Origin of the sequence: Nocardia anaemiae NBRC 100462 (assembly GCF_001612725.1) — a bacterium.
In the GTDB taxonomy this organism is placed as follows: domain Bacteria; phylum Actinomycetota; class Actinomycetes; order Mycobacteriales; family Mycobacteriaceae; genus Nocardia; species Nocardia anaemiae.
The window spans coordinates 16838-29647 of sequence record NZ_BDAZ01000057.1; the positions used below are offsets into that span (position 1 = coordinate 16838).

Annotated in this window: 14 protein-coding genes; 5 read left to right on the plus strand and 9 right to left on the minus strand. The window is 66.3% G+C overall.

Features of this window, described 5'->3' with window-relative positions:
- Window positions 1–20: 20 nt before the first annotated feature.
- Both NA5_RS28640 and NA5_RS28645 read right to left on the minus strand, forming a co-directional pair.
- The gene (locus tag NA5_RS28640; RefSeq protein WP_245672440.1) at window positions 21–881 is read right to left on the minus strand and encodes an ABC transporter permease; all 861 of its coding nucleotides are present in this window, start codon (window positions 879–881) and stop codon (window positions 21–23) included.
- Window positions 878–1780, minus strand: a complete 903-nt coding sequence (locus NA5_RS28645; protein WP_062991560.1) for an ABC transporter ATP-binding protein — start codon at window positions 1778–1780, stop codon at window positions 878–880. The genes NA5_RS28640 and NA5_RS28645 overlap by 4 nt, the downstream gene beginning before the upstream one ends.
- Before the next feature lie 617 nt (window positions 1781–2397).
- Here NA5_RS28645 and NA5_RS28655 point away from each other — a divergent pair.
- A complete protein-coding gene (locus NA5_RS28655; protein WP_062991564.1) occupies window positions 2398–3696 on the plus strand; it encodes a sensor histidine kinase in 1299 nt (432 codons plus the stop codon).
- The gene (locus tag NA5_RS28660) at window positions 3693–4499 is read left to right on the plus strand and encodes a response regulator transcription factor (protein WP_245672441.1); all 807 of its coding nucleotides are present in this window, start codon (window positions 3693–3695) and stop codon (window positions 4497–4499) included. The genes NA5_RS28655 and NA5_RS28660 overlap by 4 nt, the downstream gene beginning before the upstream one ends.
- Before the next feature lie 57 nt (window positions 4500–4556).
- Here the strand turns inward: NA5_RS28660 and NA5_RS28665 are convergent, their stop codons facing one another.
- From NA5_RS28665 to mhuD, 4 genes are all read right to left on the minus strand, one after another.
- Complete coding sequence (locus NA5_RS28665) at window positions 4557–5042, minus strand: hypothetical protein (protein WP_062991566.1); 486 nt, start codon at window positions 5040–5042, stop codon at window positions 4557–4559.
- A gap of 36 nt (window positions 5043–5078) precedes the next feature.
- Window positions 5079–5852, minus strand: coding sequence for a CbtA family protein (locus NA5_RS28670; protein WP_062991568.1), 774 nt, complete (start codon window positions 5850–5852; stop codon window positions 5079–5081).
- On the minus strand, window positions 5843–6037 hold the full coding sequence (locus NA5_RS28675; RefSeq protein ID WP_040686176.1) for a CbtB domain-containing protein: 195 nt from the start codon (window positions 6035–6037) through the stop codon (window positions 5843–5845). The genes NA5_RS28670 and NA5_RS28675 overlap by 10 nt, the downstream gene beginning before the upstream one ends.
- 249 nt (window positions 6038–6286) lie before the next feature.
- Window positions 6287–6601: a mycobilin-forming heme oxygenase MhuD gene (gene mhuD / locus NA5_RS28680; protein ID WP_040686177.1), complete on the minus strand. Its 315-nt coding sequence runs from the start codon at window positions 6599–6601 to the stop codon at window positions 6287–6289.
- Window positions 6602–6842: 241 nt separating this feature from the next.
- On the opposite strand from mhuD, the gene NA5_RS28685 reads away from it, so the two are divergent.
- Window positions 6843–7595: an alpha/beta fold hydrolase gene (locus NA5_RS28685; protein WP_062991592.1), complete on the plus strand. Its 753-nt coding sequence runs from the start codon at window positions 6843–6845 to the stop codon at window positions 7593–7595.
- A 346-nt stretch (window positions 7596–7941) separates the two neighbouring features.
- Here NA5_RS28685 and NA5_RS28690 read toward each other — a convergent pair whose 3' ends face one another.
- Window positions 7942–8826, minus strand: a complete 885-nt coding sequence (locus NA5_RS28690) for an HhH-GPD family protein (protein ID WP_084484493.1) — start codon at window positions 8824–8826, stop codon at window positions 7942–7944.
- A 147-nt stretch (window positions 8827–8973) separates the two neighbouring features.
- Between NA5_RS28690 and NA5_RS28695 the strand changes: the two genes are divergently transcribed.
- Window positions 8974–9597, plus strand: coding sequence for a carbonic anhydrase (locus NA5_RS28695; protein WP_062991596.1), 624 nt, complete (start codon window positions 8974–8976; stop codon window positions 9595–9597).
- Window positions 9598–9718: 121 nt separating this feature from the next.
- Window positions 9719–10399, plus strand: a complete 681-nt coding sequence (locus NA5_RS28700; protein WP_062991570.1) for a hypothetical protein — start codon at window positions 9719–9721, stop codon at window positions 10397–10399.
- A gap of 102 nt (window positions 10400–10501) precedes the next feature.
- Here the strand turns inward: NA5_RS28700 and radA are convergent, their stop codons facing one another.
- Together radA and NA5_RS28710 are read right to left on the minus strand one after the other, a co-directional pair.
- Window positions 10502–11908, minus strand: a complete 1407-nt coding sequence (radA, locus tag NA5_RS28705) for a DNA repair protein RadA (RefSeq protein WP_062991572.1) — start codon at window positions 11906–11908, stop codon at window positions 10502–10504.
- A 93-nt stretch (window positions 11909–12001) separates the two neighbouring features.
- Window positions 12002–12718, minus strand: coding sequence for a copper chaperone PCu(A)C domain-containing protein (locus tag NA5_RS28710; protein WP_245672442.1), 717 nt, complete (start codon window positions 12716–12718; stop codon window positions 12002–12004).
- Window positions 12719–12810 lie beyond the last annotated feature (92 nt).

The window sequence follows — 12810 nt, forward strand, 5'->3', positions numbered from 1 at the left end:
GGTTTTCGGCTCCTGAAGAGTCAGACCATATCGCGCTGCCGCACCAGCCACATAGTGCCCGCCGCGAACAGTGCCACGTACACCACCAGCGCGATCAGTGACTGAGTCCGCGACAGGATGTCGAGCACACCCGGGGTGGACGGCCCCTCGACGGTCCGCATCACACCGGCCATCGAACCCGCCGCCGTACCCGGCAGATGATCGGTGAGCACCTTGATCGGGCTGAAGATCGCCGCGACACCGCGCAGCAGATTCTCCACCACCAGCACCCATACCAGCCCGAGTCCGACGGCCAGTGCCGGACCTCGTGCGATCGCCCCGATCAGTGCGCCCGCGAGCGTCCACATTCCGAGAATCGCTGTGCCGGTGATGATTCCGTTCACGGCCTGGCTCAGTCCGGGCAGCGCGAGCGACTGCGACTGGCTCGTCGCGATAATCGAGGCGACCCCGATATCGGCCACGAATGCGACGCACACCAGCCCGATTACCGTGAGCGCCAGGCTGATCAGCACACCACCGACGGCATTGGTTCGCGACGGGCCCTGGGTGAGCACGGTTTTCCAAGTGCCCCAGCCATATCCGCTACCGATGGTCAAAGCGCCGAGAATGAGCATCAGCGCGCCACCGAACATGGCCATGCCCTGGGTGAAGACCTCCGGTACCGCGGCGGGCAACATCTGGTGCAGCAGCACGTCTTTGGGCAGGCCGTTCGACATCGTCTTCATATCGCCGGAGGAGTAGGCGAGGTAGTTGAACAGGTAGGAGAAGGTGAGATTCAGCAGAATCCAGGTGCCGAGAATGATCCAGAATGCGGGCCACTTACGCAGTCGCAGCATTTCCGCTTTCGTGCTCGCCATCAGGTCTTTCATGGTCTCGTTCATTTCACCGGCTCCAATTGGGTCATTTCGAAGAACACTTCCTCCAGGGACTTTTCATCGGTCCGCAGTTCCAACAGATCCGCGCCCGATTCGACGACCGCGCGTGCGACCACCGGCGCGCTGCCCGCACCGGCCTCGATCCGAATTCCGCCAGCGGTCAACATGGCCGAGCGCTCGCCGACCACCCGGCGCACCGCCGGAAATGCCAGCTCCAGTGGCTCGGCCCGCAGCAAAAGCGAAGAGGCGCCGCGCAATTCGGCAACCGTGGATTCGGTGAGCAGCTTGCCGCCGGAGATCACCCCGACGCGATCGCAGATCTCCTGCACCTCGCTGAGCATGTGGCTGGACAGCAGCACGGTATGCCCGTCACCGGCGAGAGTTGTGATGAGCTCGCGCATTTCGGCCATGCCCTGCGGGTCGAGGCCATTTGTCGGCTCGTCCAGGATCAGCAGATCGGGACGGCCGAGCAGGGCCGAGCCGACGCCCAAGCGCTGCTTCATACCGAGCGAGTAGGTGCGAAATTTGTCCTCGGCGCGATTGGTGAGGCCGACGCGGTCGAGTGCGTCCTCCACATCGGCACGCTCGAGCCCGCGGTATTTCGCGAGTACCCGCAGGTTGTCGCGGCCGGTGAGATAGGGGTAGAAGCCGGGTCCCTCGATGAGGACGCCGATGCGGCGGACTACCGCCGGATCGCCGGGGGTATGTCCGAGCACGGTGGCGGTGCCCTCGGTGGGGCGGATCAACCCGACCAGCATTCGCAGCGTGGTCGTCTTACCCGCACCGTTCGGCCCGAGGAAGCCGTAGATCTCCCCGGGCGCGACATTCATATGCACACCGTCGACGGCTGGGTGGGTGCCGTAGCGTTTGGTCAGCCCCGCGGTGACCACGATGGAATCTGTCATGTACCGAGAATCCGTCTCCGACCGGTGGTGCCACATCCGTCGCGCGGCGATGCTCGACGTACGTACCGCGGCCTACGAAGTTGATGCCGCGACGACGATTGATTGCGCCAGCACATGGGCTCCGGTCACCGCGGCGGCGTCAGACGAGGGGCACCAGCGGGGCTTTGCGACACCGCCGAGTCGGGAGGCCCGAAACCCGGCTGTCGTCTCGATTGATGGCCTGGGTTGCGGCCGTTGAGGTACCGGCGTGGTGTGTGGGCTGCCGTCGCTGTTGCCGACTCGGGAATGCCCGAAGCCTCGCTGTCGTCTTGATGGCCTGGGTTGCGGCGTTGATGTGCCAGCGGGGCGTGTGCGCCGCCGCCGCTGTCGTCGAATCGGGAATGCCCGAAGCCTCGCTGTCGTCTCGATGGCCTGGGTTACGGCCGTTGATGTGCCAGTGCGGTGTGTGGGCCGCCCTCGTTGTCGTCGGGTCGGGAATGTCGGACACCCTGGCTGCCCTCTCGACCGACGACCCCGAGGCGACCGTTGAGGCACCAATCGGAAAATATTCGGGCAGGCGGCCGAGCATACGTAGCGCGGCGGACGTGGTGGCGCGTCCGGGCTAATAGGCTGCACATGTGACAGCGCCAGGGGAATCGAAACGTGGCCCGGTCGTTCGGGACTGGGTGCTCGCGCTCGTCGTCGCGGTAATCCAGGTCGTCGGGGGACGCAATGCCAACCTGCGCCAGACCGGAGTGCACTCGCTCGACGCGCTCGGCTATGTGCTGTTGCTCATCGGACCGGTGGCGCTATTGCTACGCCGGTCCTACCCGCTGCCCGCGCTGCTCGTGACGATCGCGACCTGTGCGGTGTATCTGCTGCGTGGCTACGGCTACGGCCCGATTTTCATCTCGCTGGTGATCGCATTCATCAGCGCCGCGATCGTCGGATCACGCTGGTGGACATATCCGCTCGCGCCGATCGGCTACCTTGTGCTGCTCTGGCCGCTGCCCGCACTGGTCGGACATCCGGCCGACCCATGGCTGGCATTCGGCATGATCGCCTGGCTGGGTGTGCTGGTCGCGATCGCGGAGGGGATTCGCCAGCGCCAAGCGGTGCTGGTGGCACGCAGGCAGCGGGCCGAGGCGGCGCGCCGCGATGAGGAGGCCCAGCGGGAACGGCGGGCCAGCGAGGAACGGCTCGCCATCGCGCGTGAGCTGCACGATGTGCTGGCACATAGTCTTTCGCTGATCAATGTGCAGTCCTCGGTGGCGCTGGAGCTGTTCGACAGGAAGCCGGAACAGGCCGAATCGGCGCTCGCGGCGATCAAGACGGCGAGTAAGGATGCGCTGGCCGAGGTGCATACGTTGTTGCACGCGATCCGCAGCGGCAGCCCGACGCCCGGGGCGGGCGAAGCGCGGGAATCGGATGTCGAGCCGGTTCCCGAATCCGCGCCTGCGCAATCCGAACGGGCCCAAGATGATTCGGTTGCCCGCAGCGTCGAGCCTCGCCCCCCGGCGCCCCGGAGCCCGGCCCCGAGCATCGAGGACCTGGACACGCTGCTGCAGCGCACCCGCGCTGCCGGTCTCACCGTCGACACCCGCATTATCGGCACCGCGCACAAACTGCCCAGCGTCGTCGATGTGGCGGCGGCCCGCATCATCCAGGAATCGCTGACCAATGTGGTCCGCCACGCGCCCGGCGCGACGGCCGCGGTGACCATCCGCTATGCCGCCGATTCGGTCGAGATCACCATCGACAATGCCCGCGCCACCGGCACACCGTCGAAGCCCGGATCCAGCGGCGGCAATGGCATTCTCGGCATGCGCGAGCGCGCGCACGCCCTCGGCGGCCAGCTCATCGCGGGTCCGCGGCCAAGCGGCGGATTTCGCGTGGTGGCCCGGCTACCGTCCCAGGCTCAGGAAGAGGCGCTATGAATGCGGCATCCCGCAACGATCCGGTCAGGGGCGGTCGGGCGGCGGGTGGACACCCGGGATCGTTCGGCGATTCGATAGCGAGCGGCGGCGGGCAGCCATCGCGCGCCGATGCGGCGGCGGGTGGCGCTCGAGGCGCGGGTGGGATCATCCGGGTATTGGTCGCCGACGATCAGGCCCTGGTGCGCGGCGGTTTCGTCGCGCTGCTCGATGCGCAGGACGGTATCGAGGTGGTGGGCGAGGCCGGTAACGGGGAACAGGCCGTCCGCATGACCCGCAGTCTGACCCCCGATGTGGTTCTGATGGATATCAGGATGCCCGTCCTGGACGGTCTTGCCGCAACCAGGATGATCGCCGAGGATCCGAAACTCGCCGAGGTGAAGGTGGTCGTGCTGACCACATTCGAACTCGACGAGTACGTCTTCGAAGCGATGCGCGCGGGGGCGACGGGTTTCCTGGTCAAACACACCGAGCCCGCTGACCTCGTCCGCGCCGTCCGAGTCGTCGCCGCGGGTGATGCCCTGCTGTCGCCCGGCGTCACGCGCCGTCTCATCGCCGAATTCTCCACGCACGCAAAACAGCCTCCGCCAGCCGCCTTCACCGAGCTCACCGACCGCGAGCGTGAGGTAATGACACTGGTGGCCGAGGGCCTCACCAATGCCGAAATCGGCGAGCGCCTCTTCATGAGCCCCGCCACCGCCCGCACCCACGTCAGCCGCATCCTGATGAAATTGGACGCCCGCGACCGCACCCAACTCGTAGTCATGGCCTACGAATCCGGACTGGTCCGCCCCCGCTGGCAGTGACGCTGTCGCACACCCAGCGACTATCGCGCATACCAAATAGCCTGTGCGCGATAGTCACTACTTATGCGATACCGCCTGCCGTCGGAAGTGGGGGCGGGCGGTTGGGTGGTACATGGCGGGGATGGCGAGTAGGACGGCCAGGATGTGGGTGGTGCGGAAGGTTGCGGTGATTACCGCGGGAGCGGTGAGGTTGTCGAATAGGTCGCTGATTTGCTTGGCGGACAAGGTGGCTGCCAGTGGTTCGATGATCAGCGAGGCGAGGCCGATTACGCCGATGCCGAAGGTAAGCACCATCCTGGCCCAGCGGGCGCCGCGCGCCATCTGGACGGCCACACCGAGGACTACCAGATAAATGCCACCGCGAACAGCCAGACCTGTTGCGAGCGAGCCGATATCGGCATTCGGGCGGTCCAATTGCACTGCGGTGTAGGTAATGGCCTCGCCGACACCGCAGAGCAGCGCGAGGACAAGTCCGGTGAATGCCACGGAAACCGAGAGCGGTGGGGCAGTTCGTGGCTGTACGGAAAAGGCAGTGCCGGTCATACCACCGACACTGCCTTTCGCATTCCGAACTCCGGATCAGCCTGCGGTAGCAGCCGTTTCTCGTACCGGAGTGCTATCGCGCGTGGCGAATTCGGTGAGCGCCGCGAAACCGAGGCCGAGGCAGGCCCACAGGGTGGCCGTCTCGCTGAGCGATGTCGCACGGAACTGCCACAGCAGCACGGCTGGGAAGTCGTCCTTCACCTCGTTGACACCGGGCAGCAGGATGTATCCGAGCACGACGATGAGCATGAATGCCGCGACTCCCGCGATCAGCCGGACCGTACCGAGTTGTGCCGCAAGCAATTTGTAGACGTAGAGCCCGATACCGACGGCGGCCAAGCCGAGCAAGACCGCAGCCACCCACAGCCAGGTGCGCTGGTTGATGGTGTCCGGATCACCCACGGCTGGCGGATTGGCCGGGTACTTGAAGAACGGCACCGCGACGATCGCGGTCCAACCGGCCAGCGCCAAGCCGAGCGCGAACTTCGGTCCCGACAAGGTGGTGTACCGGCGTGCGAAATACGCGACCGAAGCGAAGATCGCCCCGAGCGCCAGCCCGGCGAGTCCGAGCGCAAGGAACTGCCCGAACTTTTGCCCGGACCGACTGACCAGCGGTTCTTCCTCGTCACCGTGCGTATGCCCGGCCGGTTGCTCGGCGTGCGCGGCGGTATCGGCTTCCTCGATGGAGATGGCGGCGTCGATCTTGGGTTCGCCGACGAAATAGCCCACTGTCGCAGCCAGCAGACCGGCGATGAGACCGGCCAGCAGGCCGCGGAGCAGCAGGGTCTTGAGCGATCCGATCAATGGCACGGCACACCGAGCAGGTGACGTCCGTCGTGCATGAGCTCATGCAGGTACATCCCGCTGCGCGAGATGACGCCCTGGTCGAAGCCGACCAGGTACAGCGTGAGCAATGCGAGAAGAACGACGCCCACTGCGATGAGCAGTGTGCCGAGTGAATCAGTTGCCCGACTCGGTGAATGCGCGATAGCCATTCGAGTCCTCCTAGGGATGCGCGTCCCGTGAGTTGTGCGGTGCGAAGGTGCCGGTGTCTGGCTTTCCGGCACCAAGGACTCGGTGCAAGAACACAGTGGCGCGACCGCTTCGGAATTTCACCGAATTACCGCATCACCCTCGCGTTTGTCATTTCGAACTGTGACATCCGCTCGTACCCGCCGTCAACACGGCGGGCGACTTGCCCAGGCCGGGATGGGCGAGTCGCGCGCCACGTCTGTCCAGCGGTTTCAGGAAGCGGACTTGGCCGCGACGTCCAGCACGACCTCGAACTCCAGCAGCGAGGCACCCGTCGAAACCGGCTTCTGCCGCTCACCGGCATGCGCCTCACGCGCTGGACCGTCCCGCCACGCCGCGAACGACTCCTCCGAATCCCACTGGGTGACAACGAAGTACCGGTTCTCCCCGGCCACCGGCCGCAACAACTGGAAGCCGAGGAAGCCCGGCGAGCCCTCGACCGCATGCGCGCGATGGGCGAATCGCTTCTCCAACTCGGGGCCCGCGCCCTCCGGAACCTCGATCGCATTGATCTTCACAACAGCCATGGCACCGACGATACGTCTGCGCTCACCGGCCGCCCGCGCCACATTCGAGGAAGTCCCGATGGTGGCGAGCTGACAGCGCGACTCTGCCCCATCGGAGCGAGTCTTACGAGCGGCGTTCGCGGCCCGTCTCGCGTCCGAATGGCCGATGCGCATCCGACGAAGTCGCGAGTCTCGGCCGCTCGGACGCGAGACACTAGGGGGCCGCGAACACGCGGCGCCGCAGGCGCCGCAAAATGTCACAGTGTTGTACGACAAAGGCGGAGCGGGCGTCCCGATCCTGCTGCTGCACGGACTGATGGGCAGTGCCCGCACCTGGCGCGATCACTTGGACTGGCTGCGCGAGTTCGGCCATGTCTACACCTTCGACGCCGCCGGTCACGGTCGTCCCGCGCCCGCGGAGTTGACCACCGAGGCCTTCATCGACGACCTCGCCGCGGCCACCGCCGAAATTTCCGAACCCATGGTGGTCATCGGACATTCGATGGGCGGCCTGCACGGTTGGGTATTCGCGGCGCGGTATCCGGAGCGGGTGCGCGCGCTGGTGGTCGAGGATATCGCCCCCGACTTCCGCGGCCGCACCGCCGCGAACTGGGCGGCCATGATCGAGTCCTGGCCGCAGCCGTTTCCGGATGCGGACGCGGTGCTGGATTACTTCGGCCCGGTCGCGGGGCGGTACTTTCTCGACTCCTTCGATCACGGTCCGGACGGCTATCGCCTGCACGGTTCGGTCGCGACCTTCCGCGATATCTCCGAAGAATGGGGCTCCCGCGACTTCTGGGCGCAATGGCGCGCGGTCGAAGCGCCCGCCCTATTGATAGAAGGCGAATTCACCATCACCCCCGAGGGCCAGATGCGTCAGATGGCGGTCGTCCATGCCGATGCCGTCTACGTCCGCATCCCGAACTCGGGCCACCTGGTGCACGACGATCAACCCGAGCGCTACCGCACCGAGGTCGAAGCCTTCCTCCGAAAAGTTCTCGAACTTCGCGGATGAGGCTTGTGTTGGCCTTGCTGGGGCGACCAGGCCATCGGGTGTGCTCGATGTCGCCGCTGAGTCCAGCCTTTGCGACCAGGGCGAAGGGCCATCAGGGTTATTCGATACGACCTCGATGCCGGTCCGGCTTTCGCCTCCCAAGGCGAACACTCGTCAGGGTTTGTTCGACGGGATCTCGATGCGGGCGGGAGATTGGTCTTGCCTTCTCCAGCTAGGGCGACAGCGTTCGGGGTGTGCTCGATGCGACGTCTGTGCCTGCAGGTGCGGCTGGTCTTGCCTTCGCTTGCTGGGACGAACAGGTCATCGGCGTTTTCGAGGGGAGCTCGATGCCGCGGGTGCGGCTGGTCTAGCCTTCGCCTGCCAGGGCGAACAGCCCGTCGGGGGTTTGTTCGATGAGGCCGTCGACTAGCAGCGAGTCCAAAGCGCGGTCGCGTTGGCCTGGGTCGCGAGTCCAGGCCAGGTCCAAGCGGATTCGCTCGACCGGACCGGTCGCGTCTCGCAACACATCGAGCAACCGACCGCGTGCCTGACGATCGGTGCCCTCGTACTTCTGTGTCTTGCGAACCACATCGGAGACCGGTCTGCCAGCGGAAACCCAAGCGCATTGCGGTAGCGGACAACGTGAGCAGTCGGGGGTGCGGGCCGTGCACACCGTCGCACCGAGTTCCATCAGCGCGGCGGAAAACATTGCGGCATGGTCGATTCGGCGCGGCAGCAGCGCCTCGGTCTCGGCCAGATCGCGTGCGGACGGGTTCCCGGCCGCCGCCCGCCCGTGCACCGCCCGCGCGACTACTCGGCGAACATTGGTGTCCACCACCGGAACTCGCTGTCCGTAGGCGAAACAGGCCACCGCACGCGCGGTATACGCGCCGATACCCGGCAGACCGAGCAGCACATCGACATCGGTCGGCACCTTGTCGCCGTGCTCCTCGGCGAGCACCTTGGCGCATTCGTGCAGCCGCAACGCCCGCCGCGGATAACCGAGCTTGCCCCAGGCGCGCAGCACCTCGGCCTGCGATGAGGCCGCCATGGCCGAGGGGACCGGCCAGCGCGCGACCCACTCCCGCCAGATCGGTTCGACCCGCACCACCGGCGTCTGCTGCAGCATGATTTCGCTCATCAGGATCTGCCAGGCGGTGACGTTCTCGCGTCGCCACGGCAGATCCCGCGCGGTCTCCCGGTACCAGTCCAGCAACGACTCGGCATCCACCCGATCGGCACCCGCCGTGATCTTCGTTTTTCCGCCTGCACGCTGCTGCGCTGCGCCGCCCTCCGACACTGCCCTCACCGTTCCTATTGTCCTGCGGCCGGTCGATATTTGCCGAGCCGTAACGAAACCGACTCGCTGGTAACCACTGCGATGTGCACAATGGTCGGTATGCCGGATTCCAACCCGATCAGTGCCTGGAAATCCCTTCGCGAGGGCAATGAACGCTTCGTGAGCGGCAACCTGCTGCATCCTAGTCAGGGTGCGGTGGACCGGGCCAAGCTCGTCAGTGGCCAGCACCCGCACGCGATCCTGTTCGGCTGCGGTGACTCCCGCGTAGCCGCCGAGCTGATCTTCGACCAGGGCCTCGGCGATATGTTCGTAGTGCGCACCGCGGGTCATGTGGTGGACAGTTCGGTGCTCGGCTCGATCGAGTACGGCGTGCAGGTATTGAATGTGCCGCTGATCGTGGTGCTCGGGCACGACAGCTGCGGTGCGGTGAAGGCCACCATCGACGCGCTGGACGGCGGCGAGGTGCCCGGCGGATTCATCCGCAGTGTGGTCGAGCGGGTCGCGCCGTCGATTCTGATCGGGCGCCGGGAGGGACTGTCCACCGTCGACGAGATGGAGGCCAGACATGTGGTGGAGACCAGCCGACTGCTGATGCAGCGTTCGATGATCATTTCGCAGCGCGTTGCGACGGGTGAATGCGCGATCGCCTGCGTCACATACAAACTGGCCGAGGGCGAAGTGAAGTTGCAGCGGGTCGTCGGCAATATCGGTGAGCTGGTCTGATCCGGCCGACACGAGACAGCCGACGGTGCGAGCGGAATTTACCTGCCGCGCGCGGGTTTTCCGATCCGACACGCCGGGACCCTGAGTCGCTGTACCGGATCGTGCCCTTACCGTTGACTCCGTGCTGGAACCGAATGGACCGCTGCCTCCGGAGATCTACTGGCGACGCCGCGCGCTCGCCGTAGCCGTCCTGGTCGTGGCGCTCGCACTGGTGATCTGGTTGGTATTGACGGTCACGCGCGGCGGCGATTCGCCCGGTACGACAAAGGCGGCCGCGACGAGTTCCGCGTCGGCGACGAATAAACCTGCGGGCGCCTCATCCTCGACGCCGCCGCCGACCACCGGCGAATCCAGTGTGAAGCCCTCCGGCACTACGGCCGCGGCCGCGAGCGGCGGCCAGGTCGCCGCGGGCACCTGCCCGGATCAGTCGCTGGCGGTGAAGGTGACCGTCGAACAGCCGACCTACAAGACCGGCGAGAATCCGGTGTTCGGCATCGTGATCACCAATATCTCGTCAACGGCCTGCTCCCGCGACGTCGGCTCCGGACTGCAGCAGGTCTCGGTGACCACCCTCGACGGCCAGCGCCGCCTCTGGTCGAGCACCGACTGCTACCCGGACGGCGCCCCCGACGTCCGCACCCTGAACCGCGGCGAACAGGCCGCCTTCATGGTCACCTGGTCCGGCTCCACCTCCCAACCCAACTGCGCGGGCGACCGCGTCCAGGTCCCACCCGGCGCATACGCCGTCGTCGCCCAACTGGGCTCCCTACGCAGCGCCGCCGAACCCTTCAACATCGCCTGACCCCGAACTCCGTCGCTGCCGCATACCCAGTGGCTATCGCGCACAGGCTATAGGTTGTGCGTGATAGTCACTGGCTGTGCGTGAGCCCTATGTGGTGCGAGATCAGAAGTCGGGGGCGGTTTCGGTGGCCGGGGTGCGTTGTTTGCGGAGACCGGCTAGGCGGATGGCCGATTTGACGTCGGCTACCTCGTGAATCTTCATGCCGTTCTTGGTCCTTGCCAGACCAGGGGGCACCAGTGCGGTGGTGAAGCCGAGGCGTTCGGCTTCGGCCAGTCTGCGCTCCAGACCGGTTACCCGGCGCACTTCGCCCGCCAAACCGACCTCACCGAGGATGACCCAGCCGACCGGCAGCGCCTGATCGCGCTCGGCACTGGCAATGGCAAGTGCCACAGCGAGATCCGCGGCGGGCTCCAGCAGGCGCATGCCGCCGACCGTCGCGGCGTACACGTCGTGCTTGCCGAGGAACACCCGCCCGCGGCTCTGCAGTACGGCGAGCACCATCGCGACCCGGTTGTAGTCCAGTCCGCTGACCGCCCGCCGTGGATTGGGTATCTCGGTGTGCACGGTCAGCCCCTGCACCTCCGCGACCAGCGGCCGCTTACCGTCCATCGCCACCGTGACCGCCGTACCCGATACCGAATCGGTGCGGTGGTGCAGGAAAAGCCCGGACGGATCGGTCACGCAGGAGATCCCGTCGTCATGCAATTCGAAACAGCCGACCTCATCGGAACTGCCGAAGCGGTTCTTGATGCCGCGCACCATGCGCAACGTCGAGTTCTTATCGCCCTCGAACTGCAGCACCACATCCACCAGATGTTCCAGCGTGCGCGGGCCCGCCACATTGCCGTCTTTTGTGACATGTCCGACCAACAGCACCGCGATCCCGCTCGCCTTGGCCAGTGACGTGAGCGCCGCCGCCACCGCGCGCACCTGGGTGACGCCGCCGATGGTGCCGTCCACCTCCGGGACGAGCATGGTCTGTACCGAGTCGACCACCAGCAGTGTCGGGCGCACCTGTTCGACATGGCCGAGCACGATGGACAGATCCGATTCGGCTGCGAGATAGACCCTTTCGTGCACCGCATTGGTCCGGTCCGCGCGCAGCCGAACCTGTCCGGCCGATTCCTCCGCGGTGACATACAGCGACTTCTCGTCGCGCTGGGTGGCCCACCGATGGGCGACCTCCAACAGCAGCGTCGACTTGCCGACGCCGGGCTCACCGGAGAGCAATACGACCGATCCGGGCACGATGCCGCCGCCGAGCACCCGGTCGAGTTCCTCGACACCGGTCGGTCTGGCCTTGGTGACCTTCGAATCGATATGCGAGATGGGCGCGGCGGCAGTGCTCGGCAGCATGGCCTTGCGCCCGACCGGCGATGCCGCGGTGGCCGCCGATCCGGCTACCTCGTCGACGGTGCCCCATGCGCCGCAGTCCGGGCATTTGCCCACCCACTTGGCGACCTCGTACCGGCATTCGGAGCATCGGAAGATCGACTTGGTCTTGGCCACACGCGCACCTTACGGACCGGCCCCGACAAACTGAGAAACGAAAACGGCTGCCGCGCGAATGCGCGACAGCCGTACGTTGTCCGGGGCAGCGGATCAGTGTCCGCCCTTGTGCTCGCCCTCGGTCGCGGCGGTCTGGCCCTCGTGCCGGTCGGTTTCCGCACCGGCGTCGACCGGGACCTGCACGGTGACGGTGCCGTTCTGCTTGAAGTTGAACGTCACCGGGTAGGTGAGGCCGGGGGTGATGTCCTTGGTCAGGCCGGTGATCTCGATCAGGCCCGGCTTCTTTTCCGGGTCGACGGTGGCCTTCTCGCCGGCCGGGGCGCCGTGTGAGCCGCTGGTGGTCGGCGCGGCGGTACCGCTGGGCGTCGCACCGTGCTCATCGGACTTGGCGGCCGTCCCGGTGGTGGGCGCGGTGGCCGCGACGACGGTCTGCTGCGGGGCGATCTGGAAGGCCGAGGAGCCCGCGGGCGGGGTGATCTTCACCGTGCCGAGGTCGGTGGCGATGCTGGTCAGTTCGTCGGTGACGGTCTCGCCATTGTTGATGACCGACAGCGCGATGATCGCCTTGCCGCCCTTGGCATTGGTGTAGTCGGTGCCCGCGGCAGGGAAGACGATGTGCACATTGCGCAGCGAAATCCGGTCTATATCGGCGTGATTGCCGTTGACCGCGGCGACCTGGGTCGCGGTCTGCGCAACCTGGCCCGCACCGCAGCCGGACAGCACGAGGGCCGCTCCGGCGGCGAGCGCGGCGACCGAAACCATGCGACGACGCGCCCCTGTCGAGGCGGTCACAGCTTTCAGGGCAGTCACGGGTTGTCCCTCCATGTCGACCGGGCTCACTCCGCTAGGGAGAGTAATAACTAGGCAGCGTAGTAGTAGCCTCCGCGGCGCGGGCGTCGGGG